At 71.1% G+C, this 22,762-nt stretch carries 19 protein-coding genes; 16 read left to right on the top strand and 3 right to left on the bottom strand.

Annotation, left to right across the window (positions count from 1 at the left end; all coding sequences use genetic code 11):
• The first annotated feature begins 123 nt into the window (after positions 1-123).
• Positions 124-1,413 carry a polysaccharide deacetylase family protein gene (locus tag QIS99_RS26095; RefSeq protein WP_282516097.1) on the top strand — a complete coding sequence of 430 codons (1,290 nt, stop codon included), beginning with the start codon at positions 124-126 and terminating at the stop codon, positions 1,411-1,413.
• On the opposite strand, the gene QIS99_RS26090 is transcribed toward QIS99_RS26095, so the two are convergent.
• Entirely contained in the window at positions 1,382-2,392 is a 1,011-nt protein-coding gene (locus tag QIS99_RS26090; RefSeq protein WP_282516096.1) for an ATP-binding protein, read from the bottom strand. The two genes, QIS99_RS26095 and QIS99_RS26090, sit on opposite strands and share 32 nt — an antisense overlap.
• Before the next feature lie 102 nt (positions 2,393-2,494).
• On the opposite strand from QIS99_RS26090, the gene QIS99_RS26085 reads away from it, so the two are divergent.
• Positions 2,495-3,310: a Fic family protein gene (locus QIS99_RS26085; protein ID WP_282516095.1), complete on the top strand. Its 816-nt coding sequence runs from the start codon at positions 2,495-2,497 to the stop codon at positions 3,308-3,310.
• A gap of 386 nt (positions 3,311-3,696) precedes the next feature.
• Here QIS99_RS26085 and QIS99_RS26080 read toward each other — a convergent pair whose 3' ends face one another.
• On the bottom strand, positions 3,697-4,530 hold the full coding sequence (locus tag QIS99_RS26080) for an HAD family hydrolase (protein WP_282516094.1): 834 nt from the start codon (positions 4,528-4,530) through the stop codon (positions 3,697-3,699).
• Positions 4,531-5,039: 509 nt separating this feature from the next.
• On the opposite strand from QIS99_RS26080, the gene ssd reads away from it, so the two are divergent.
• The 7 genes from ssd to QIS99_RS26045 all read left to right on the top strand — a co-directional run bounded on the left by ssd (position 5,040) and on the right by QIS99_RS26045 (position 10,497).
• Positions 5,040-6,131 carry a septum site-determining protein Ssd gene (ssd, locus tag QIS99_RS26075; protein WP_282516093.1) on the top strand — a complete coding sequence of 364 codons (1,092 nt, stop codon included), beginning with the start codon at positions 5,040-5,042 and terminating at the stop codon, positions 6,129-6,131.
• Positions 6,128-7,276 carry a TadA family conjugal transfer-associated ATPase gene (locus tag QIS99_RS26070; RefSeq protein WP_282516092.1) on the top strand — a complete coding sequence of 383 codons (1,149 nt, stop codon included), beginning with the start codon at positions 6,128-6,130 and terminating at the stop codon, positions 7,274-7,276. Before ssd ends, QIS99_RS26070 begins: the two co-directional genes overlap by 4 nt.
• An 11-nt stretch (positions 7,277-7,287) precedes the next feature.
• The gene (locus QIS99_RS26065) at positions 7,288-8,238 is read left to right on the top strand and encodes a type II secretion system F family protein (protein WP_282516121.1); all 951 of its coding nucleotides are present in this window, start codon (positions 7,288-7,290) and stop codon (positions 8,236-8,238) included.
• A 6-nt stretch (positions 8,239-8,244) separates the two neighbouring features.
• Positions 8,245-9,174 carry a type II secretion system F family protein gene (locus QIS99_RS26060; RefSeq protein WP_282516091.1) on the top strand — a complete coding sequence of 310 codons (930 nt, stop codon included), beginning with the start codon at positions 8,245-8,247 and terminating at the stop codon, positions 9,172-9,174.
• Between the two features lie 138 nt (positions 9,175-9,312).
• Positions 9,313-9,558 (top strand): DUF4244 domain-containing protein, encoded by a 246-nt coding sequence (locus tag QIS99_RS26055; protein ID WP_282516090.1) that lies wholly within the window; start codon positions 9,313-9,315, stop codon positions 9,556-9,558.
• A gap of 106 nt (positions 9,559-9,664) precedes the next feature.
• A complete protein-coding gene (locus QIS99_RS26050; RefSeq protein ID WP_282516120.1) occupies positions 9,665-10,003 on the top strand; it encodes a TadE family type IV pilus minor pilin in 339 nt (112 codons plus the stop codon).
• A complete protein-coding gene (locus QIS99_RS26045; protein ID WP_282516089.1) occupies positions 9,988-10,497 on the top strand; it encodes an Rv3654c family TadE-like protein in 510 nt (169 codons plus the stop codon). Before QIS99_RS26050 ends, QIS99_RS26045 begins: the two co-directional genes overlap by 16 nt.
• Here QIS99_RS26045 and QIS99_RS26040 read toward each other — a convergent pair.
• The gene (locus QIS99_RS26040; protein WP_282516088.1) at positions 10,466-12,928 is read right to left on the bottom strand and encodes a DEAD/DEAH box helicase; all 2,463 of its coding nucleotides are present in this window, start codon (positions 12,926-12,928) and stop codon (positions 10,466-10,468) included. The two genes, QIS99_RS26045 and QIS99_RS26040, sit on opposite strands and share 32 nt — an antisense overlap.
• Positions 12,929-13,005: 77 nt before the next feature.
• Here QIS99_RS26040 and bldG point away from each other — a divergent pair, with 77 nt between their 5' ends.
• The 7 genes from bldG to topA all read left to right on the top strand — a co-directional run bounded on the left by bldG (position 13,006) and on the right by topA (position 22,718).
• Positions 13,006-13,347 (top strand): anti-sigma factor antagonist BldG, encoded by a 342-nt coding sequence (gene bldG, locus QIS99_RS26035; protein ID WP_005475923.1) that lies wholly within the window; start codon positions 13,006-13,008, stop codon positions 13,345-13,347.
• A 104-nt stretch (positions 13,348-13,451) separates the two neighbouring features.
• The gene (locus QIS99_RS26030) at positions 13,452-13,895 is read left to right on the top strand and encodes an ATP-binding protein (protein WP_282516087.1); all 444 of its coding nucleotides are present in this window, start codon (positions 13,452-13,454) and stop codon (positions 13,893-13,895) included.
• A 335-nt stretch (positions 13,896-14,230) separates the two neighbouring features.
• A complete protein-coding gene (locus QIS99_RS26025) occupies positions 14,231-16,633 on the top strand; it encodes a sodium-translocating pyrophosphatase (protein ID WP_282516086.1) in 2,403 nt (800 codons plus the stop codon).
• Between the two features lie 219 nt (positions 16,634-16,852).
• Positions 16,853-17,437 carry a small secreted protein gene (locus tag QIS99_RS26020; protein WP_282516085.1) on the top strand — a complete coding sequence of 195 codons (585 nt, stop codon included), beginning with the start codon at positions 16,853-16,855 and terminating at the stop codon, positions 17,435-17,437.
• Positions 17,438-17,587: 150 nt separating this feature from the next.
• The gene (locus tag QIS99_RS26015; protein WP_282516084.1) at positions 17,588-19,114 is read left to right on the top strand and encodes a DUF7059 domain-containing protein; all 1,527 of its coding nucleotides are present in this window, start codon (positions 17,588-17,590) and stop codon (positions 19,112-19,114) included.
• A 174-nt stretch (positions 19,115-19,288) separates the two neighbouring features.
• Positions 19,289-19,486, top strand: coding sequence for a hypothetical protein (locus QIS99_RS26010; RefSeq protein WP_282516083.1), 198 nt, complete (start codon positions 19,289-19,291; stop codon positions 19,484-19,486).
• A gap of 346 nt (positions 19,487-19,832) precedes the next feature.
• The gene (topA, locus tag QIS99_RS26005; protein ID WP_282516082.1) at positions 19,833-22,718 is read left to right on the top strand and encodes a type I DNA topoisomerase; all 2,886 of its coding nucleotides are present in this window, start codon (positions 19,833-19,835) and stop codon (positions 22,716-22,718) included.
• Positions 22,719-22,762 lie beyond the last annotated feature (44 nt).

Here is a 22,762-nt window from a genome sequence, read left to right as displayed (position 1 = left end):
TTTAGGGCGAATTACTGCTATTTGGGCGTTTATGCCTTCCTTGCGGAATTCCTGGTGAAGGCAGCCGCGCCCGGCCCCGCACACGCCGAAGAACCACGACCCGAAGGAAGAGGTGGGCGGATGATGGCCGCCACCAAGAAGCTCGCCGCGGGCGTCACCGTCGCGGCCTGCGCCGTCGCACTCGCCGGTTGCGGAAGCGGTCAGTCCGGCCCCAAGGAAGGCGCCCACGGCCCCAAGAAGGCGCAACCCGCGCCAGCCCCCAAGAGTGCGGTCCGGCTCATCGGCGACGGGTCCACCTCGTACACCGGAGCGCAGCCCAACCTGCCCGAGCCGAAACGCCTGAAGCCGGGTCAGAAACCCCCGCAGTTCGTGGTGTTCTCCTGGGACGGCGCGGGCGAGGACAGCCAGAAGCTGTTCTCGCACTTCCGCAAGGTGGCGAAGGAGAACAACGCCACCATGACGTACTTCCTGAGCGGCGTGTACATGCTCCCCGAGGACAAGAAGGAGCTCTACGACCCGCCGCAGCACTCGGCCGGCAGCTCCGACATCGGCTTCAACGACACCGAGGGCATCCTCGACACCGTGACCCAGCTGCGCGCCGCGTGGCTTGAGGGCAACGAGATCGGCACGCACTTCAACGGCCACTTCTGCGGCAAGGACGGCGGCGTCGGCCAGTGGTCGGTCGAGGAGTGGAAGTCCGAGATCCGCCAGGCCAAGTCGTTCGTGAAGCACTGGAAGACGAACACCGGCTCCACCAAGGCCGCCGCCCTGCCCTTCGACTACGACAAGGAGCTCATCGGCGCCCGCACCCCCTGCCTCGAAGGGCAGAAGAACTTCACCCGCGCCGCGCGTGAGCTCGGTTTCCGGTACGACACGAGCGGCGTCAACAACCAGGTCTGGCCCAAGAAGAAGAAGGGCCTCTGGGACCTGTCCCTGCAGCTCGTCCCGGTGCCCGGCCGGGACTTCGAGACGCTGGCCATGGACTACAACTTCATGGTCAACCAGTCCGGCACCGACTCACAGGGCGACCCGTCCAAGCATGAGTACTGGGGCGACCAGATGCGCGACGGCCTGCTGCAGGGCTTTGAGCGGGCCTACAACGGCAACCGTGCCCCGCTGATCATCGGCAACCACTTCGAGTCCTGGAACGGCGGCACCTATATGCGCGCCATCGAGGAGACCATCGAGCGAGTCTGCACCAAGAAGGAGGTCCGCTGCGTCTCCTTCCGCCAGCTCGTCGACTGGCTGGACGCCCAGGACCCGAAGGTCCTGGAGCGGCTCCGCACCCTGCCCGTCGGCAAGGCGCCGAAGCAGGGCTGGCCGGCGTTCCTCTCCGGCAAGCCCGCCCCGGCGCCCAAGGGCGTGCCGGGCGCCCCGGCCGTCAAGCCGGCTGAGGGGCAGTCGAAGCACTGACCTGCGCGGCCTCGGGGATCTCGCGCAGTACGAAGTCGGGGTCGACCTGGTCCGCCAGGTCGGCCCCGGTCCGTTCGTTCCCCCAACTCGCCGCGTTCTTGCGGTGGAAGTGCACCATCTGCCGCGTGTACCGCTCCCAGTCCCGCCGCTCGTACGACGCGTCCGCGGCCGTGAACATCGTCGACAGGGCCTCGCGGTTGGCCGACTCCAGGAGTTCGAACCGGGGCGGCCGGCCCTTCTCCATCGCCCGCACCCAGTCCGAGTGCCCGACGGTCACCAACAGGTCCTCGCCGACCTCCTGGCGCAGGAAGTCGACGTCGTCCTCGCCCTGCACCTTGTTGCCGACGACGCACAGGGCGACGCCGAAGTCCCGTGCGTACTCCTTGTACTGCCGGTAGACGGAGACGCCCTTGCGGGTCGGCTCGGCCACTAGGAACGTCATGTCGAAGCGGGTGAACATGCCCGACGCGAACGAGTCCGAGCCCGCCGTCATGTCGACCACGACGAACTCGTCCCGGCTGTCCACCAGGTGGTTGAGGCACAACTCGACCGCGCCCACCTTGGAGTGGTAGCAGGCGACGCCGAGGTCGGACTCCGTGAAGGGGCCTGTGGCCATCAAACGGATGGTGGCGCCGTCGAGTTCCAGGGGGCGCGCACACGCGTCGTAGACCGGGTTGTCCTCGCGCACCCGCAGCAGGCGCGATCCGCTGCCCGGCGGCGTGGTCTTGATCATCGTCTCGGCGGAGGGGATCCGCGGGTTGGCGCCGCGCAGGTACTCCTTGATGAGCGGCAGCTGCGCCCCCATCGCGGGCAGCGCGGCGGCCTCCTCGTCGGCTAGGCCGAGGGCGGCGCCCAGGTGCTGGTTGATATCGGCGTCGACCGCGACGACGGGCGAACCGGTGACTGCGAGGTGGCGGATGAAGAGCGAGGACAGCGTGGTCTTGCCGCTGCCGCCCTTCCCTACGAAAGCGATCTTCATGTTCACGAAGGGTAGTGCGGCGATCGCTGTGTGCGGTCGGGATGCGTGAAGAAGACCACTCCATCGTGGGGCGGCCCGCCGCAGTGCGTAGGCTGCTTACCTATGAGTACGTCAGCCGATCCGCTCGCTGTGCTCGGCTCGCTGCCGGGCGTCGCCGAGTCCGTGGAGTCCGTGCGCAAGAGCGTCGACCGGGTCTACGGACACCGCGTCATGCGCCGCCGCAGCAACGAGATCACCTCCGAGGCGGCGCTCCGCGGAGCGCGCGGTTCCGCGGCGCTCTCCGGCGCCGACTGGGCCCTCGAAGAGGTGCGCAGGCGCAGCGACTTCAGCGGCGACGACGAGTCCCGCACGGTCGGCGCCGCCCTGCGGCTGACCGCGGAGGCCGGGCAGCTGCTCTCCATCTGGCGTCAGTCGCCGCTGCGCGTCCTCGCGCGTCTGCACCTGGTCGCGGCCGGCGTCCAGGACGAGACGGTGGGGCGGCCGCGCCTGGCGGGTGAGCCGGTCGACGAGCCCGTGGTGGAACTCCCGCTGCCGCCCGCGCGGGAGGTGGCGGGCCGCCTCGAAGGCCTCTCCCAGTTGATCATCGAGGGCAGTGCGGCTCCGGCCCTGGTGACGGCGGCCGTGGTCCACGGTGAGCTGCTCGCGCTGCGCCCCTTCGGCTCGTACAACGGACTCGTCGCACGCGCGGCGGAGCGGCTGGTCCTGATCGGCAGCGGTCTCGACCCGAAGTCGATCTGCCCGGCGGAGACGGGGCATGCGGAGTTGGGGCGCGCGGCCTATGTGGCGGCGCTCGACGGCTATGCGGCCGGTACGCCGGAGGGGATGGCGGCGTGGATCGCGCACTGCGGCAAGGCGGTTGAGCTCGGGGCGCGGGAGTCGACCGCCGTCTGCGAGGCGTTGCAGCGCGGCGCGGCCTGATGCCTTCGGGTTCTTGAAACGCCCCTGAACAGGGTTGCGGCGGTACCAGTCCTGGTACCGCCGCTGGCATGTCCGCCCAGTTACCAAGCGTCCTCGAAATATTGCCCATCAGGTCGGGGAACTTTGCCCGTTGCCTGGTGCAGCTGGCCCGTAATCGACGGGTCGACGTCGCGTGGGTGCTCGACGGCCATGCTTCGGTCCGTGGGGCCTTCGGTTGCGTTAAAGGTGATCCTCTCGGATGTCCTTGGTCTCGCGGGCCGTTGACTCCTTTCTACTCCTGTCATGGGGGATGCGAAAGTCCTGGGCTGACTTCTTTACTTTTAGGTTCAAACGCGGGCGAAACGACGCCGTTGTGCCGCCTTCGAGCGCACGATGAGTGCCTGAATTCAGGAGGCGAGCGCGCGCCGCCTGCTGGCGAACCAGACCAGCCCCGCGGTGGCCGCGGCCGCGCCGACCGCGGCCACGGCGACGAGCGCGGGCCTCGGCGGAGCCGACAGGGACGGAACCCGCTGCTTCAGGCGGACCGGCCGGTGGAAGTCCAGAATCGGCCACTCGCGCGTGAGCGCCTCGCGGCGCAGCGCGCGATCCGGATTGACTGCGTGCGGGTGGCCGACCGTCTCCAGCATGGGCACGTCGGTCGCCGAGTCGCTGTACGCGAAGCACCGCTCCAGGTCGTACCCCTCGGACTCGGCCAGCTCTCTGATGGCCTCGGCCTTCGTCGGCCCGTACGCGTAGTACTCCACCTCGCCGGTGAAGCAGCCGTCCTCGCCGACGACCATGCGCGTGGCCACCACCCGGTCCGCGCCCAGGAGTTCACCGATCGGCTCGACCACCTCGGCGCCCGAGGTGGAGACGATCACGACGTCCCGGCCGGCGGTGTGGTGCTCCTCGATGAGGGAGGCGGCCTCGTCGTAGATGATCGGGTCGATCAGGTCGTGCAGCGTCTCGGCGACGATCTCCTTGACCTGCTGCACGTTCCACCCGCGGCAGAGCGCCGAGAGATATTCGCGCATACGCTCCATCTGGTCGTGATCGGCACCGCCCGCGAGAAAGACGAACTGGGCATATGCGGTACGCAGCACGGCCCTGCGGTTGATCAGTCCTCCTTGGTAGAAGGACTTGCTGAACGTGAGCGTGCTCGACTTCGCAATGACCGTCTTGTCCAGGTCAAAGAAGGCAGCTGTGCGAGGCAGGGAGTGGTTTTCCACATGCCCGAGCATAGGGGCCAACCATTCGGCGTAAGCTCGGGCGCGTGGGTTTGCCTGAGAAGGCTCTCGGGTACACCATGGAAGTCACGGATCGTTCGCGACCGTGCTAACCCGGTCTGGCTCCTCCCCCCCCGAGTCGGACCGTGGGGACGACCCCCGCTCTCCCCCCCGGCGGGGGTCGTCGCATGTCCGGGCCCGTTTCGGGCCCTTCTTTCTGCCCGCTCCACGCTGCTCGGTGCCGCTTGGCGCCCGATCGGCGTGCAGGCGCCGCATCCCAAGATCCGTGACCGTGCGTAGCGATCAGGCTGCTCTGTGGCAGTTTTCCGTCCGTCACCGGTTTGGGTGACGGAGTTATTCACAACCGCTGAGTTGTCCACAGTTTTCGACCAAGATCCACACGATTTCCAGCCTCCGCTCATCGTGATTCCAGCCGCGAAGTCCGGGACCCGTTCATCGGCCCGATCGCGGACTGCGGGATTCACGACGTTCGCCACGTTCACAAGTGAGAGGGGGGCCGAGTCATGACGGGTTCGATCGCGCATGACCGGGGGCCGGCCGAAGGAGAAGAGCGGGCCGGACCGCTGATCGTCACCGAGGACGCGCTGTTGCTCGACGACCTGCTGAGGCTGTGCGCCGCGGCGGGTGCGCGACCCGAGGTGCACCATGGTGTGCCCGAGCGCGGCGGCGGCTGGGACACGGCGCCGCTGGTGCTGGTCGGGGACGACGCGGTGTGTCGGCTGCGCGGGGCCGCCCGACGGCGCGGGGTGTGCCTGGTCGGCCATGACCAGGACGACCCCAGGGTCTGGCGGCGGGCTGTCGAGATCGGCGCCGACCATGTGCTGCGCCTTCCGGACGCCGAGGAGTGGCTCGTCGACCGGATCGCCGACGTGGCGGAGGGAGTGGGCCATCCGGCCCTCACCGTCGGCGTGCTCGGCGGCCGGGGCGGCGCCGGGGCGTCGACGCTAGCCTGCGGCCTCGCCCTGTCGGCGGCACGGTCCGGCCGGCGCACCATGCTCGTCGACGCCGACCCGCTCGGCGGCGGCCTCGATGTGCTGCTCGGCGGGGAGACGGCGAAGGGGCTGCGCTGGCCCGCGTTCGCGGAGTCCAAGGGGCGGGTCGGGGCCGGCGCCCTGGAGGAGTCGCTGCCGCGCCTGCACGATCTGCGGGTCCTCAGCTGGGACCGCGGGGACACCGTGGCGGTGCCGCCGGGCGCGATGCGGGCCGTCCTCGCCGCGGCACGCCGCAGGGGAGGGGCGGTCGTGGTGGACCTGCCGCGCCGCCTGGACGACAGCGTCGTGGAGGCGCTGGCCCAGGTGGACCTCGGCCTGCTCGTGGTGCCCGCCGAGCTGCGCGCGGTCGCGGCGGCCGGCCGGGTCGCGGCAGCGGCGGGCATGGTGCTGCGGGACCTGCGCGCCGTCGTCCGTGCACCGGGCCAGGCAGGGCTCGACAGCGACGAGGTGGCCGGACTGCTCGGCCTGCCGCTGGCCGGAGTGCTGCCGCAGGAGCCCGGCCTCCGGCACACCGGCGGGCCGCCCGGCGCCGACACGCGCGGTGCCCTCGCCCGGTTCTGCTCGGCCTTCTGGGCGAGCGTCCCCGCGGAGGGCACGTCATGACGGCGGACCTGCTCGACGGCGTACGGCAGTGGCTCGCCGCGTCCGGTGCCGAGCCGACACCGGCCGGGGTCGCGCGGGCGCTGCGGGAGCAGGGCAGAGTCTTGGGCGATGCCGAACTGCTCGGCGTGGTGCGGGAGTTGCGCTCCGAGTTGGTGGGCGCCGGTCCGCTGGAGCCACTGCTCGCCGATCCCGAGGTGTCCGACGTGCTGGTGACGGCGCCCGACCAGGTCTGGGTCGACCGGGGCGGCGGCCTTGAGCTCACCGCGGTCGCGTTCGCGGACGTCGGCGCCGTACGGCGGCTTGCCCAGCGGCTCGCCGCGGTCGCCGGACGGAGGCTGGACGACGCCCGCCCGTGGGTGGACGCGCGGCTGCCGGACGGCACGCGGCTGCACGCCGTGCTGCCGCCCGTCGCCGTCGGGTCGACGTGCCTGTCCCTGCGGGTGGTGCGGCCGAAGGCATTCTCTCTGGACGAGCTGGTCGCGGCGGGCACGGTGCCGCCCGGCGGTGACCGGATCCTGCGCGCGCTGCTCGACGCCCGGCTCTCCTTTCTGATCAGCGGTGGCACCGGGTCGGGCAAGACGACGCTGCTGTCGGCCCTCCTCGGCCTCGTCGAGCCGACCGAGCGGATCGTGCTTGCCGAGGACTCCGCCGAGCTGCGCCCCGACCACCCGCACGTGGTCCGGCTGGAGACCCGGCCCGCCAATCAGGAGGGCGCCGGCCTGGTGAGCCTGCGGGACCTGGTCCGCCAGGCGCTGCGGATGCGGCCCGACCGGCTGGTCGTGGGCGAGGTGCGCGGTGCGGAGGTCGTGCACCTGCTGGCCGCGCTCAACACCGGCCACGAGGGAGGCTCGGGCACGCTCCACGCCAACGCCGCCACCGACGTCCCGGCCCGCCTGGAGGCGCTCGGTACGGCCGCGGGGCTCGACCGGGCGGCGCTGCACAGTCAGTTGGCGGCCGCCGTCTCGGTCGTCCTCCATCTCGTACGGGACCGTGCGGGGCGGCGGCGCATCGCCGAGGTGTGCGTGCTGGAGCGGGACGCCGCGGGCCTCGTGGTGGCGGAGCCCGCCCTGCGGTGGGGCTCGGAGGCGTTCGCGTACGAGCCGGGCTGGCCGCGTCTGCAGCGGCTGTTGGGCGGTGCCGCGTGAGCGGGGGAGCGATGGCCGCGGCGGGTGGCCAGGCCGCGCCGGTGTACGCGGCGGCGGTGTGCGCGGGAGCGGCCGCCTGGCTGTGCCTCGGGCAGGACCGGGGGATGCGGCGGGCACGGCTGCTCCTCGCGGGGACAGCGGTGCGCGAACCGGTGGCCGCGCCTCCGTGGGAGCGGCTGCTCGCGCGGGTGCGGGAGCGGGTCGGACGGGAATGGTGGTGTCTGGCGGTCGGGCTGGTGGTGGCGGTCGTCGCGGAGTCGGTGCTTCCGCTGCTTGCCGGTGCGCTCGGAGTGCCGTTGCTGAAGCGGGTGTTGGGCGGCCGGGAGCGGCGCAGGAAGCAGCAGGCGCGGGCCGATGCGGTGATCGCGCTGTGCGGTGCGCTGGCCGCGGAGGTCCGCGCCGGGCGGCAGCCGGGGGAGGCGATGCTGGCCGCCGTCCGTTCGGCGGATGCGGACCGCTCGGCCGATGCGGATGCCGGTGCCGGTGCCGGTGCATGGGCTGGGGGCCATGCCCATGCCGATACCGGGGGCGGTCTCGGGGCGGAGCAGGGGGCGGTGCTGGCGGCCGCGCGGTTCGGCGGCGATGTGCCGCAGGCGTTGCGCGCGGCCTCGGCGGAGCCGGGGGCCGAGGGGCTGCTGGGGCTCGCCGCGTGCTGGCGCGTGGCGGTCGACCGGGGCGGCGGGCTCGCGGCCGGCCTCGCCCGGCTTGAGGGCGCGCTGCGGGCCGAGCGGGACCAACGTGCCGATCTGCGCGTGCGGTTGTCCACGGCGCGGTCCACCGCGGCCCTGCTCGCCGCTCTCCCGGTCGTCGGTCTCCTCATGGGGACGGGCCTGGGCGCCGACCCGCTGCGCGTACTGCTGCACACCCCCGCCGGGATCGGCTGCCTGCTGGTCGGCGGCGCTCTGGAAGGTACGGGGATCTGGTGGGCGGTGCGGATCGTGCGCCGCGCGGAGGAGCGGTGACTCGGGATGGGCATGACGGGCGCGGGGGAGTGGTTCGTGTCGGCGACCGGGACGGGGATCGGGATCGGGATCGGGATCGGGACGGGGATCGGGGCCGAGACCGGGGTCGAGCTCCATGCGGATGCCGTCCACCGGGCGGCCGATGCGGTCCACAGACTGGGGGTGACGCTGCTGCTGGTGGTGGCGCTGTTCCTCGTCGTCGGGACGGTCCTGGCGGAGAGGCGCGTACGACGGGCGCGGCGACGGGTCCGCGCGTTGCTGGGAGGCAGGAACCGGCCACGGCGCTCCCGGAAGCCGCTGCACACGCGCGAACTGACCGGCTGGATCCCGGTGTTGGGAGCGGCCTGCGCAGGCCTCGTGCTGCTGGACGGCGTTCTGGGGGCCGGTCTCGGTGGCCTGGCCGGGTACGCCGTACGGCAGTGGCTGCGGCGGCGCGAGCGGTCCTCGGGAGGCGCCGGACCGGACGGCACCGGCGGCGCCGCGGAGCGGGCCGAGGCCGAGCGTCAACTCCCGCTGGCGGCAGACCTGATGGCGGCCTGCGTGACCGCGGGGGCGGATCCCGTCGTCGCTGCGGAGGCCGTGGGGGAGTGTCTGGGCGGGCCGGTGGGTGACCGGCTGGCGCTGGCGGCCGTGGAGCTGCGGCTCGGCGGCGAGTCGGCCCAGGTGTGGGGGAGGTTGGGCGCACTACCGGGCGCCCGGCCCTTGGCGCGCTGCCTCGCGCGGGCCTGCGACGCGGGCGCGCCCGCGGCCGAGGAACTGGCCCTGATCGCCGCGGACTGCCGCGCCGCGTGGACCCGTGCGGCCGCGGCGAGGGCGCACCGGGCGGGCGTTCTGATCGCGGCACCGGTGGGGCTGTGTCTGCTGCCCGCGTTCCTCGCGGTGGGGGTGGGGCCGGTGGTCATCGGGCTGGCCGGTGGGGTTCTGCACATCGACTGATCCGAGCGAGCCAGCGAAACAGAGCCAGCGAGCCAGCGATACAGAGCCAGCGAGCCAGCAAGCCAGCAAGCCAGCAAGACAGCAAGGCAGCGATACGGAGTTACGGGGGTTCATCAGCACATGGGAGGAAGGCGAGGCATGCGGTACGTGAAGGAGAACGGGGTCCGTGCGGGCGGTGTCGGAGGCCGTTGCCGTGGGGCTCTGCGAGGGGTGTGCGACCGGCTGCGGGCGGCGGGCGACGCGGGGATGACAACGTCCGAGTACGCCTTGGGCACGGTCGCGGCCTGCGCCTTCGCGGCCGTGCTCTACAAGGTCGTGACGTCCGACACGGTGCGGGCGGCGCTGGAGTCGATCGTCGGGAAGGCGCTCGGTGTCCAGGTCTGAGCAGGGCGCCCACAAGGTCCACAAAACCCACAAGGTTTACAGGGCCCACAAGACCCACAGGACCCACAAGGCCCACGCGTCTCTCGGGGCGCGTGACGGCGGCTATGTGACCGCCGAGGCGGCCACGGTGATCCCCGCGCTCGTCCTGGTCGGGGTGGCGCTGCTGTGGGCGCTGATGGCGGCCGTCGCGCAGATCCAGTGCGTGGACGCGGCCCGGGCCGGGGCGCGGGCGGCGGCCCGGCAGGAACCGGAGCGCGCCGCCGTCGCCGCGGCGGAGCGGGCCGCCCCGGAGGGTGCGCAGGTGGAGGTGCGCAGAGCGGGAGACCTGGTCCGTGTGGCCGTCACCGCCCACGCTCCGGGCCCGCGTGCGCTCACGCTGGAGCTGGAGGCGGAGGCGGTCGCCCTGGCCGAGGAGGCGGTGGGGCGGTCATGGCCGCAGAAGTGAGGCCCGACGGCGCACGGCGGGCTGCGGTGGTCGGCCGTGCGAACGGTGCGCCGGGGCACGTGGCGGACGGTGAGCGCGGCTCGGCGACGGTCTGGGCGGTGATGGTGGTGGCCGCGCTGTGCGTGGTCTTCGGGGCCGTACTGCTGCTGACGCAGGCCGTGTTGGCGCGGCACCGGGCCGGCGGGGCCGCCGACCTGGCCGCGCTCGCCGCCGCGGACCGGGCTTTGCGTGGCACGCGCGCGGCGTGTGCCACGGCCGAGCGGGTGGCGGCGGAGCAAGGGGCCGAGGTGGTGCGCTGCGCGGTGCGTGGGGAGATCGCCGACGTGACGGTACGGGCGCGGGCGGGCGGCTTCCGGGCACAGCTACGCGCGCGTGCCGGACCGCCGGAGGCCGGACCGCCGGAGGCGGGGCCGCCGGTGTCGCCCGGCGAGTCGCCGCCGGACCAGGGGCTCGGCAGCGCGCCTAAGAGTCCGGCTCCCCGGGCGCCCCCCTGAGGAGTTCCGTGAGGAGGCGTACGGCTCCGCGTTTGTGCAGGGGGTCGTTGCCGTTGCCGCACTTGGGAGACTGGACGCAGGACGGGCAGCCGGCCTCGCACTCGCAGGAGGCGATGGCCTGCCGGGTCGCGCCCAGCCACGCGCGCGCGGTGTGGAAGGCGCGCTCCGCGAAGCCCGCGCCGCCCGGGTGGCCGTCGTAGACGAAGACGGTCGGCAGCAGGGTGTCGGGGTGCAGCGGCACGGACACCCCGCCGATGTCCCAGCGGTCGCAGGTGGCGAAGAGCGGCAGCATGCCGATGGAGGCGTGCTCCGCGGCGTGCAGGGCGCCGCCCAGGATCTCCGGGTTGATCCGGGCCGCGTCCAGCTGGTCCTCGGTGACCGTCCACCACACCGCGCGGGTGCGCAGCGTACGAGGAGGAAGGTCGAGCCTGGACTCGCCAAGGACCTCGCCGGTGATCAGGCGGCGGCGGAGGAAGGAGACGACCTGGTTGGTGACTTCGACGGAGCCGTAGCAGAGCCGGCCCTGGCCCCACGGGATCTCCACATCGGTCTCCAGGACGGAGATGGCGGTGGTGTCCCGCGCGGTGGTCGAGTAGGGCGGGTCGGCCCGCTCGACGAGGGCGACCGAGTCCTCCAGGTCGAGCTCGCGCACCAGGTACGTGCGGCCCTGATGCAGGTGGACGGCACCGGTGTGCACGGCGGTGTGGGCGGCGGAGGCGTCGACGGTGCCGAGGAGGGTGCCGGTGCCGGCCTCCACGACCTGGACGGGGGTGCCGCCCTCGCCGCGGATGTCGGTCAGGTCGGCGGCGCGCTCGCGGCGGGTCCAGTGCCAGGCGCTGGTGCGGCGGCGCAGCAGCTTCGCGGCCTCCAGCTGCGGCAGCAGCTCCTCGGCGGTCGGCCCGAACAGCTTCAGGTCGTCGCCGGTGAGTGGCAGTTCGGCGGCTGCGGCGCAGAGGTGGGGCGCGAGGACGTACGGGTTGTCGGGGTCGAGGACGGTGGACTCGACCGGCTGCCGGAACAACGCCTCCGGGTGGTGGACGAGATACGTGTCCAGCGGGTCGTCACGCGCCACCAGGACCGCGAGCGCGCCCTGGCCCGAGCGTCCGGCGCGGCCTGCCTGCTGCCACAGGGAGGCGCGAGTCCCGGGGTAGCCGGAGATGACGACCGCGTCCAGGCCGGAGATGTCGACGCCGAGTTCGAGGGCGGTGGTGGCGGCGAGCCCGAGGAGCTCGCCGGAGTGCAGGGCACGCTCCAGGGCGCGCCGCTCGTGGGGCAGATATCCGCCCCGGTACGCGGCGACGCGCCGGGCGAGCGAGCGGTCGACCCCGGCCAGCCGCTCCTGGGCGATCACGGAGATCAGCTCGGCGCCCCTGCGGGACCGTACGAAGGCGACCGAGCGGACGCCCTGGACGGTGAGGTCGGTGAGCAGGTCGGCGGTCTCGGCGGTGGCGGTACGGCGGACCGGGGCGCCCTTCTCGCCGTGGAGTTCGGTGAGCGGGGGCTCCCACAGGGCGAAGACGACTTCGCCGCGGGGGGAGGCGTCGTCGGCGACCTCCTGCACGGGCAGACCGGTGAGCCGGCCCGCGGCTATGGACGGGTCGGCGGCGGTGGCGGAGGCGAGGAGGAACACCGGATCGGAGCCGTAGCGGGCGCACAGGCGGCGCAGCCGGCGCAGGACCTGGGCGACATGCGAGCCGAACACGCCGCGGTAGGTGTGGCACTCGTCGATGACGACATAGCGCAGGGCGCGCAGGAAGGAGGACCAGCGGGGGTGGGAGGGCAGCATGCCGCGGTGCAGCATGTCGGGGTTGGTGAGGACGTAATTGGCGTACTGGCGCACCCACTCGCGTTCCTCGACGGGGGTGTCGCCGTCGTAGACCGCGGGCCGGATCGCGGTGCCGAGCGGGCCGGCCAGTTCCTTCACGGCGCGGCACTGGTCGGCGGCGAGGGCCTTGGTGGGGGCGAGGTAGAGGGCGGTCGCGCCCCTGCCGTTGGGCGCCTCGGAGCCGTCGAGGAGCGCCGAGAGCGTGGGCGCCAGATAGGCGAGGGACTTGCCGGACGCGGTGCCGGTGGCGACGACCACGGACTGGCCGTCGAGGGCGTGCTCCGCGGCCTCCGCCTGGTGGGCCCAGGGGTGCTCGATGCCCGCTCGTTGAACGGCAGCGATCACTTCTGTTCGGATGCGATCGGGCCAGACGGCATGGCGGCCTTCTCTCGGGGGCAAGTGCTCCACATGAGTGATGCGCGAAGCCCGGTTTCCCCCTGCGGCGAGGCGGTCGAGGACCGCACGCGGCGAGGGTCGCTCGGGCCCGCCCGCAGAGGGGCGATCGGGTCGGTGATTCTTGGCCATCGGCACCGAGTCTGTCACTGGCGTGACGGACAATGGTCCGAAGGCGTCGTGCACGCCCGCCGGTAAGTGATTGAATGCCATCGCGGCTGGCGACCGTCCCAGGCCTGAGACCAGGTGTCCGAGGGGCGAGCGCTCGATAGCAAGGTGCTGGAGGATCCGTGGACCTGTCCCTGTCGACCCGTACCGTCGGCGATCGTACGGTCGTTGAGGTCGGTGGCGAAATCGATGTATATACCGCGCCCAAGCTGCGCGAACAGCTGGTCGAGCTGGTGAATGACGGCAGTTTCCACCTTGTCGTCGACATGGAGGGCGTGGACTTCCTCGACTCCACCGGACTCGGCGTGCTGGTTGGCGGTCTGAAGCGAGTGCGGGCCCATGAGGGCTCACTGCGACTGGTGTGCAACCAGGAGCGCATTCTGAAGATCTTCCGCATCACCGGCCTGACCAAGGTGTTCCCGATTCACACCTCGGTCGACGAAGCGGTGGCGGCCACCGACTGAGGGCCGGTGCCCCCGGGCCTGCGGGTCCGGGGTGTCAGAGCAGGGGGTGCCGGACCGATCGGTCCGGCACCTTGAAAGCACGCTCACACGTCCGAGGGGGATGCATGGCCACCGTTGAACTCCGCTTCAGCGCGCTGCCCGAGCACGTCCGGACCGCCAGACTCGTGGCGGCCGCAGTAGCGCGCAGGGCCGGAGTGGACGAGGCCGTACTCGACGAGGTGCGGCTCGCCGTCGGCGAGGCATGTTCGCGCGCCGTCGGGCTGCATCAGAGTGCCGGCGTCACGGCGCCGGTGCGGGTGGCCCTCGTCGAGGAGGAGAAGCAGTTCTCCATCGAGGTAGGTGACGAGGTGGCGCACGCCGACACCTCGTCCGGCGCCGGATCCGCCTCGGGTGCGCCCCGAGCGGACGACCTGGACGCCGACGGCGAGGACGACATGGGCCTCGCCGTCATCAGCGGACTGGTCGACGACGTCGAGGTGACGGCCGGACCGGAGGGCGGACTCATCAAGATGAGCTGGCCGACGGCCCCGGAGCCGCAGCTTCCCTGACCCGGATCGAACAGACGGCGCCGTCCCCACGGGGGCGGCGCCGTTTTCCGTGTCGCGGCAAGCCCTCCGTTTCCCTCAACTCTCCCTGTAAACAGGCCATGTGACGATCAATGGCGGCGGCCGATGTTTATCGATCACCATCAGCGCATCGGCCGAGCGTCCCACCCCGTCAATGCCTTTGAGGCATTACCACTTTCGAGGGCAATCGTAGGACGCGATCATTTGCTGATGAGCTGGTGCGGGCCAATTCCGTTTGTCGCGCACTGTTTTGATCAGGTTCTGCTCCCTACAATCCGTCCACATCTTGAGCTCAGCCCAAGCGTCAAGGAGGACGAATGGCGGGGCTTTCTACCCCTCATCAGTTTGACCACCCCTCAACCCTCGCGGCAGCGGTACTCACCTCCGACAATCGACTGATCGTCATGGCCATCGGAGTCGTCGCGCTCGCGGCGCTCGCGGTTGCCGGAGTCCTGGTGCGCCAAGTGCTCGCGGCGGGCGAGGGCACCGAGAGCATGAAGAAGATCGCCGGAGCGGTCCAGGAAGGCGCGAATGCCTATCTGGCACGGCAGTTGCGCACCCTCGGCGTATTCGCCGTAGTGGTGTTCTTCCTGCTCATGCTGTTGCCCGCGGACGACTGGAATCAGCGCGCCGGACGTTCGATCTTCTTCTTGATCGGCGCCCTCTTCTCCGCGGCCACCGGCTATATCGGCATGTGGCTCGCGGTCCGCAGCAATGTGCGGGTGGCGGCAGCCGCTCGTGAAGCCACCCCCGCGGAAGGCGAACCGGCAAAGGACCTCACCGCCGTTTCGCACAAGGCCATGAAGATCGCTTTCCGTACGGGCGGCGTCGTCGGCATGTTCACGGTCGGGCTCGGCCTCTTCGGTGCCGCCTGCGTGGTGCTCGTATACGCCGCCGACGCGCCGAAGGTGCTCGAAGGGTTCGGCCTCGGCGCCGCGCTGATCGCGATGTTCATGCGAGTCGGCGGCGGCATCTTCACCAAGGCCGCCGACGTCGGCGCCGACCTGGTCGGCAAGGTCGAGCAGGGCATTCCGGAGGACGATCCGCGTAATGCCGCGACCATCGCCGACAACGTGGGCGACAACGTCGGTGACTGCGCGGGCATGGCCGCCGACCTTTTCGAGTCGTACGCCGTGACCCTGGTCGCCGCGCTGATCCTCGGCAAGGCGGCCTTCGGCGACGCCGGACTCGCGTTCCCGCTGATCGTGCCCGCGATCGGCGTGCTCACCGCCATGATCGGCATCTTCGCCGTGGCCCCGCGCCGCACCGACCGCAGCGGGATGAGCGCCATCAACCGCGGCTTCTTCATCTCCGCGGTGATCTCGCTCGCGCTGGTCGCGGCGGCGGTCTGGGTCTATCTGCCGTCCACGTACGCCGAGTTGAAGGGCGTCACCGACGCCGCGATCCAGGCCAAGAGCGGGGACCCGCGGGTGCTCGCCGTGGTCGCCGTGGCCATCGGCATCGTGCTCGCCGCCCTGATCCAGCAGCTCACCGGCTACTTCACCGAGACCAACCGGCGCCCGGTGAAGGACATCGGCAAGACCTCGCTGACCGGACCGGCCACCGTGGTCCTCGCCGGGATCTCCATCGGCCTCGAATCGGCCGTCTACACCGCCCTGTTGATCGGCCTCGGCGTGTACGGGGCGTTCCTGCTCGGCGGTACGTCGATCATGCTGGCGCTGTTCGCGGTGGCCCTGGCCGGTACCGGTCTGCTCACCACGGTCGGCGTGATCGTCGCGATGGACACCTTCGGTCCGGTCTCCGACAACGCGCAGGGCATCGCCGAGATGTCCGGCGACGTCGAGGGCGCGGGCGCGCAGGTGCTCACCGACCTGGACGCCGTCGGCAATACCACCAAGGCCATCACCAAGGGCATCGCCATCGCTACCGCGGTCCTCGCGGCCTCGGCGCTCTTCGGCTCGTACCGCGACGCCATCGCGGGTGCGGCCAGGGACGTCGGCGAGAAGCTCGGCGACGGTGCGCCGATGAACCTCGTGATGGACATCTCGCAGCCCAACAACCTGGTGGGCCTGATCCTCGGTGCCGCGGTCGTCTTCCTCTTCTCCGGGCTCGCGATCAACGCGGTCTCGCGCTCCGCGGGTTCGGTGGTCTTCGAGGTGCGGCGGCAGTTCCGCGAGCACCCCGGGATCATGGACTACACGGAGAAGCCGGAGTACGGGCGCGTCGTCGACATCTGTACGAAGGACGCGCTGCGCGAGCTGGCCACGCCCGGTCTGCTCGCCGTGCTCACGCCGATCGCCGTCGGCTTCACGCTCGGCGTCGGCGCGCTCGGCTCGTTCCTCGCGGGCGCCATCGGCACCGGCACGCTGATGGCCGTCTTCCTCGCCAACTCCGGCGGCGCGTGGGACAACGCCAAGAAGCTCGTCGAGGACGGCCACCACGGCGGCAAGGGCTCCGAAGCCCACGCCGCGACGGTCATCGGCGACACGGTGGGTGACCCGTTCAAGGACACCGCGGGCCCGGCGATCAACCCGCTCCTGAAGGTGATGAACCTCGTCGCGCTGCTCATCGCGCCCGCGGTCATCCAGTTCAGCTACGGCGACGACGCCAGCGTCGGCGTACGGGTGGCCGTCTCGCTGCTCGCGATCCTCGTGATCGTCTTCGCGGTCTACCTCTCCAAGCGGCGCGGGATCGCCGTGGGTGAGGAGGGCGACGCCGACCGGGTCGCGAAGCCCACGGACCCGGCGGTGGTGTCCTGACCGGAAGCCACCATCCGGCTCAACAGGCGGGCGGGCGAGGCGTTTTGATGCCTCGTCCGCCCGCCTTGTTGCGTCATGCGCCGACATTTTGTTTCAGTGACTCTCCTCTCCCTTGGTGCAAATGGCTGCAATGGGTGTTGAATCGGGCGTCCGGCCTGCTGCTGTCGCCCACTCGGCGTGTATGTTCCGGGGCCGAGAGCCATGGAAGGGACCAATCCGGTGAACAAGAAGCTCGCAGCCGCACTGTCCGGCGGTGCGGTACTGGTACTGGCCTTGTCGGGATGCGGTGACAGCGACGAAGAGAAGCTCGACAACTGGGCCAAGTCGCTGTGCGGCCAGATCCAGCCGCAGCTTGAGAAGAGCGTGAAGGCGCAGCAGAAGATCGTCTCCACGGCAGCCGACGGCAAGCCGGAGGACATCCAGAAGGCCGACTCGGAGGCGTTCAAGGCCATCGCTGACGCCGACAAGGCGATCGCCGGAGCCCTGGAGAAGGCGGGCCCGCCGCCCGTCGACAACGGCGAGAAGATCCAGCAGGACGCCATCAAGGACCTCAACGAGGCGTCGAAGGCGTACGAGAAGCTGAAGAAGGACGTCGACGGCCTGGACGCCAAGGACCAGTCGCCCGAGGGCCTGAAGGCGTTCTCGGAGGGCCTGCAGAAGGTCGCAGACGACCTGGGCAAGATCCAGAAGCAGGGCGACGGCGCCCTCAACGCGCTCCTTGAGGGCGACGTCGGCGCGGCCATCAAGAAGCAGGACGCCTGCAAGGCCAACCCGTCCACGGCCCCCGGCCCGTCGAAGGCGTAACGCCCTCCGGCACCTCCCTTAAGAGGCGGATTTCGAAAAGGCCCTGCACGCATGCGTGCAGGGCCTTTTCGCGATGCCCGTGTCCCGCCGCCCGCCTGAGTCGGCCTAGGTGCGCGCGAAGCAACCGGCCCGGAAGAGGACAATGGACGGGTGAGTACGACAACGCTGCCCACGACCGACCGCCCCGAAGTCGCCGACCGCCTCAGGAAGGCCCTCCTCGACGCCGACTTCACCGCCGACGGACTCCTCGAACTCCTCGGCGCCCCGGCCTACGCCGCGCTCGCCAGGAGCGAGACCGTGCCCGCGCTGCGCGCCACGCGCGAGGACGGACCGCCGGCGGCGCTCGTCCGCCTCTTCCTCCTGCAGCAGAGCGTCGCGCACGCGCGCGTGGCGGCGGTTCTGCCCGTGGACGACCTGCTCGCCGACGGCTGGCTGACCCAGGACGGCGACCAGCTGCGGGCCACGGTGGATGTACGGCCCTACGGCGGGCCCGACGGTGAGGACTGGTTCATCGTGTCCGACCTCGGGTGCGCGGTCGGCGGCGCCGGCGGCATCGGGGGCGGGGGCCGTCCGGCGGACACGGCGGTGGTGCTCGGCGTCGGCGGGGCCTCCACGACGCTCGCCGGGATCACTGTGCGCGCCCCGGTCTCCGCCGCACTCGACCTCGGCGCCGGCTCCGGCATCCAGGCCCTGCATGCCGCCCAGCACGCGACGCGGGTCACCGCGACCGATCTCAACCCGCGCGCGCTGAGCTTCACCCGCCTCACCCTCGCGCTCTCCGGCGCGGCTCCCGCGGAGCTCAAGGAGGGCTCGCTCTTCGCGCCCGTCGAGCACGAGACGTACGACCTGATCGTCTCCAACCCGCCGTTCGTCATCTCCCCGGGCGCGCGCCTCACTTACCGGGACGGCGGGATGAGCGGGGACGATCTGTGCCGCTCGCTCGTTCAGGAGGCGGGGGAACGACTGAACGAAGGGGGATACGCGCAGTTCCTCGCCAACTGGCAGCACGTGGAAGGGGAGGACTGGCAGGACCGGCTCCGCTCGTGGGTGCCGCGCGGCTGCGACGCCTGGATCGTGCAGCGCGAGGTGCAGGACATCACGCAGTACGCGGAGTTGTGGCTGCGCGACGCCGGTGACCACCGCCAGGACCCGGAGGCGTACGCCACGCGATACGAGGCCTGGCTGGACGAGTTCGAGGCCCGTAAGACCAAGGCGGTCGGCTTCGGCTGGATCACGCTCAGGAAGACGGGCGCCGAGACTCCCTCGGTGACCGTCGAGGAGTGGCCGCACCCGGTCGAGCAGCCCCTCGGTGACGAGGTCCTGGCCCACTTCCGGCGCCAGGACTACCTGCGGGACACCGACGACGCCGCGCTGCTCGCCGGGCACTTCAAGCTGGCCGAAGGAGTCGTGCAGGAGCAGGTCGGGCTGCCGGGCGCCGAGGACCCGGAGCACGTGGTGCTGCGCAGCCAGCGCGGCATGCGCCGGGCCACCCAGGTGGACACGGTCGGCGCCGGATTCGCCGGGGTGTGTGACGGCACGCTCAGCGCGGGCCGGATCCTGGACGCCATCGCGCAGCTGGTCGGCGAGGACCCGGTGCTGCTGCGCGACCGTACGCCGGACCAGATCAGGCTCCTCGTGGAGCAGGGCTTCCTGGACCCGGCTGAGCTCCCGGGGTAGGCGCCGGGCCTGACGGCGGGACTGCCGCCCAGCCTGCTGCCAGGCCTCGGGATGTGCCCGCCGTCACGCCCGGTCTTCACGCCGGGTTCGCGTCCGGGACGCCCAGAGGTGTTCATGGCGTGTCCCGGCCGTGTCAGCCTCCGAGCCCTGGGCACCGGCGGGGAGGATACGGGCATGGAGAGCGGACCGGCGATCTTCGCGGGAGCGGTGTTCACGCTGTTCGGAGCCGCACTGCTGCTGTGGACCGGCGCCCGGGTGCGGCATCGTGCGCCGGTCGCCCAGGGTGTGAGCCCGGTCGCATCCGTCGCGCTCGCGACCGCCGTCGGCGTGGCGTCCCTGGCGCTCGGCGTGTGGTGCTTCTCGCGGCTGTGACCTGGTGCCGGACGCGTACCGGGCCTGACACCGGGGCGGCTCCCGGGTGACGCGCGGGTGGAATCCGAGAGGCGCGATTCCGGATATTGCCGAAAGAGCGGGTAGACACTCCGGGCGGCAGGAATGCCGGTAGTCGGGTTACCGTTCGAGTGGCCGTTGCGGACTTTTCCCGTTTGACACGGGGGCGGGCTGTACCGTCACACTCCGCAGCGTCACCGTAGGAACGCGTACGGCGTCACCGTAATGAAGGTGTACGAGCCCCCGTGCGAGGCCGTACGGAGCGCAAGAGCGCGACCGCGGAGCCACCGCAGAGCCACCGAGCGTCGACCGGAGAGAAGAGCCAACGTTGTCCCCGACCAGCGAGACCGCACACGGCGGCCGCCGACTCGTCATCGTCGAGTCGCCTGCCAAGGCGAAGACGATCAAGGGCTACCTCGGCCCTGGTTATGTCGTCGAAGCGAGCGTCGGGCACATCCGCGACCTCCCCAACGGCGCCGCAGAAGTCCCCGACAAGTACACGGGTGAGGTGCGCCGCCTCGGCGTGGACGTCGAGCACGACTTCCAGCCGATCTACGTCGTCAACGCCGACAAGAAGGCGCAGGTCAAGAAGCTCAAGGACCTCCTCAAGGAGTCCGACGAACTCTTCCTCGCCACCGATGAGGACCGCGAGGGCGAAGCCATCGCGTGGCACCTCCTCGAAGTGCTCAAGCCCAAGGTCCCGGTCAAGCGCATGGTGTTCCACGAGATCACCAAGGCCGCGATCCAGGAGGCGGTCGCCAGCCCCCGCGACCTCAACAAGCGCATGGTCGACGCCCAGGAGACCCGCCGCATCCTCGACCGCCTCTACGGCTACGAGGTCTCGCCGGTCCTCTGGAAGAAGGTCATGCCGCGGCTCTCGGCGGGCCGTGTGCAGTCCGTCGCCACCCGTCTCGTCGTCGAGCGGGAGCGCGAGCGCATCGCCTTCCGCTCCGCCGAGTACTGGGACCTGACGGGCACCTTCGGCACCGGCCGCGCGGGCGACAAGAGCGACCCCTCGCATCTCGTCGCCAAGCTGACCACCGTCGACGGCAAGCGCATCGCGCAGGGCCGCGACTTCAACTCCGTCGGGCAGCTCAAGTCCGACACCCTGCACCTGGACGAGGCGAACGCCCGCGCGCTCGCCGCCGCCCTGGAGAACGCGCGGTTCGCGGTCCGCTCGGTCGAGTCCAAGCCGTACCGCCGCTCGCCGTACGCCCCGTTCCGTACGACGACGATGCAGCAGGAGGCGTCGCGCAAGCTCGGCTTCGGCGCGAAGGCCACGATGCAGATCGCGCAGAAGCTGTACGAGAACGGCTTCATCACCTATATGCGTACGGACTCCACGACGCTGTCGGACACCGCTGTGTCCGCGGCCCGTGCGCAGGTCACGCAGCTCTACGGCAGCGACTACCTGCCGGAGAAGCCGCGCACGTACGCCGGAAAGGTCAAGAACGCGCAGGAGGCGCACGAGGCGATCCGTCCCTCGGGTGACCGTTTCCGCACTCCCGCCGAGACCGGTCTGACCGGTGACCAGTTCCGGCTCTACGAGCTCATCTGGAAGCGGACCGTCGCCTCCCAGATGAAGGACGCGACCGGCAACAGCGTCACCGTCAAGATCGGCGGCACCGCCTCCGACGGCCGCGACGCCGAGTTCAGCGCCTCCGGCAAGACCATCACCTTCCACGGCTTCCTCAAGGCGTACGTCGAGGGCGCGGACGACCCGAACGCCGAGCTGGACGACCGCGAGCGCCGCCTGCCGCAGGTCGGCGAGGGCGACGCGCTGTCCTCCGACGACATGTCGGTCGACGGCCACGCCACCAAGCCCCCGGCCCGCTACACCGAGGCCAGCCTGGTCAAGGAGCTCGAAGAGCGCGAGATCGGCCGCCCGTCGACGTACGCGTCGATCATCGGCACGATCCTCGACCGCGGCTATGTCTTCAAGAAGGGCACGGCGCTCGTCCCGTCCTTCCTGTCCTTCGCCGTGGTCAACCTCCTGGAGAAGCACTTCGGGCGGCTGGTCGACTACGACTTCACCGCCAAGATGGAGGACGACCTCGACCGCATCGCGCGCGGTGAGGCCCAGGCCGTGCCGTGGCTGAAGCGGTTCTACTTCGGCGAGGGCGATGCGGCGGGTTCCGCGTCCGATGCCGGGAACGGCGACGGGGACCACCTCGGCGGCCTCAAGGAACTCGTCACCGACCTGGGCGCGATCGACGCCCGCGAGATCTCCTCCTTCCCGGTCGGCGAAGGCATCCTGCTGCGCGTCGGGCGGTACGGCCCGTACATCGAGCGCGGTGAGAAGGGCGAGGAGAACCACCAGCGCGCGGACGTTCCGGACGACCTCGCTCCGGACGAGCTGACCGTGGCGTACGCCGAGGAGCTGCTCGCCAAGCCCAGCGGCGACTTCGCGCTCGGCACGGACCCGCACAGCGGCAACGAAATCGTCGCCAAGGACGGCCGCTACGGCCCCTACGTCACGGAGATCCTCCCCGAGGGCACCCCGAAGACCGGCAAGAACGCGGTCAAGCCGCGCACGGCGTCGCTGTTCAAGTCGATGTCCCTGGACACGGTCACGCTGGACGACGCCCTGCGGCTGATGTCGCTGCCGCGCGTGGTGGGCACGGACGCCGAGGGCGTGGAGATCACCGCGCAGAACGGCCGGTACGGCCCGTACCTGAAGAAGGGCACCGACTCCCGCTCCCTGGAGACCGAGGAGCAGCTCTTCGCCATCACGCTCGAAGAGGCCCTGGAGATCTACTCCAAGCCGAAGCAGCGTGGCCGCGCCGCCGCCAAGCCGCCGCTGAAGGAGCTCGGCGAGGACCCGGTGAGCGGAAAGCCGGTGGTCGTGAAGGACGGCCGCTTCGGCCCGTACGTCACGGACGGCGAGACCAACGCGACGCTGCGCGCGGCCGACTCCGTCGAGGAGATCACCGCGGAGCGCGGCTTCGAGCTGCTCGCCGAGAAGCGCGCCAAGGGCCCGGCGAAGAAGAAGACCGCCAAGAAGGCCCCGGCGAAGAAGACCGCGGCGAAGAAGACGGCCGCCAAGAAGACGACGGCCACCAAGACGGCAGCCAAGAAGACCACCGCCAAGACAGCCGCCAAGACAGCCGCCAAGAAGACAACGACGGCGAAGAAGGCCACGGCCAAGACCGCCGCCGCGAAGAAGGCCCCAGCGAAGAAGACCGCGTCCGCGAAGGTGCCTGCCGAGGACTGACGCGACCGCCCCTTCCGGGGGCCGGACCCTGAGGGGCGGACCGA

The sequence above is a fragment of the Streptomyces solicavernae genome, from assembly GCF_029968095.1.
In the GTDB taxonomy this organism is placed as follows: domain Bacteria; phylum Actinomycetota; class Actinomycetes; order Streptomycetales; family Streptomycetaceae; genus Streptomyces; species Streptomyces solicavernae.
The sequence above is the reverse complement of the archived record's forward strand: the minus strand, read 5'-3'. Positions and strand labels throughout refer to the sequence as shown.

What these genes read in the sequence shown, in the direction of transcription:
- QIS99_RS26095 (WP_282516097.1), top strand. Translation starts at nt 124, where the DNA reads ATGGCCGCCACCAAGAAGCTCGCCGCGGGCGTCACCGTCGCGGCCTGC.
- QIS99_RS26090 (WP_282516096.1), bottom strand. Translation starts at nt 2,392, where the DNA reads ATGAAGATCGCTTTCGTAGGGAAGGGCGGCAGCGGCAAGACCACGCTG.
- QIS99_RS26085 (WP_282516095.1), top strand. Translation starts at nt 2,495, where the DNA reads ATGAGTACGTCAGCCGATCCGCTCGCTGTGCTCGGCTCGCTGCCGGGC.
- QIS99_RS26080 (WP_282516094.1), bottom strand. Translation starts at nt 4,530, where the DNA reads ATGCTCGGGCATGTGGAAAACCACTCCCTGCCTCGCACAGCTGCCTTC.
- ssd (WP_282516093.1), top strand. Translation starts at nt 5,040, where the DNA reads ATGACGGGTTCGATCGCGCATGACCGGGGGCCGGCCGAAGGAGAAGAG.
- QIS99_RS26070 (WP_282516092.1), top strand. Translation starts at nt 6,128, where the DNA reads ATGACGGCGGACCTGCTCGACGGCGTACGGCAGTGGCTCGCCGCGTCC.
- QIS99_RS26065 (WP_282516121.1), top strand. Translation starts at nt 7,288, where the DNA reads ATGGCCGCGGCGGGTGGCCAGGCCGCGCCGGTGTACGCGGCGGCGGTG.
- QIS99_RS26060 (WP_282516091.1), top strand. Translation starts at nt 8,245, where the DNA reads ATGGGCATGACGGGCGCGGGGGAGTGGTTCGTGTCGGCGACCGGGACG.
- QIS99_RS26055 (WP_282516090.1), top strand. Translation starts at nt 9,313, where the DNA reads ATGCGGTACGTGAAGGAGAACGGGGTCCGTGCGGGCGGTGTCGGAGGC.
- QIS99_RS26045 (WP_282516089.1), top strand. Translation starts at nt 9,988, where the DNA reads ATGGCCGCAGAAGTGAGGCCCGACGGCGCACGGCGGGCTGCGGTGGTC.
- QIS99_RS26040 (WP_282516088.1), bottom strand. Translation starts at nt 12,928, where the DNA reads ATGGCATTCAATCACTTACCGGCGGGCGTGCACGACGCCTTCGGACCA.
- QIS99_RS26030 (WP_282516087.1), top strand. Translation starts at nt 13,452, where the DNA reads ATGGCCACCGTTGAACTCCGCTTCAGCGCGCTGCCCGAGCACGTCCGG.
- QIS99_RS26025 (WP_282516086.1), top strand. Translation starts at nt 14,231, where the DNA reads ATGGCGGGGCTTTCTACCCCTCATCAGTTTGACCACCCCTCAACCCTC.
- QIS99_RS26010 (WP_282516083.1), top strand. Translation starts at nt 19,289, where the DNA reads ATGGAGAGCGGACCGGCGATCTTCGCGGGAGCGGTGTTCACGCTGTTC.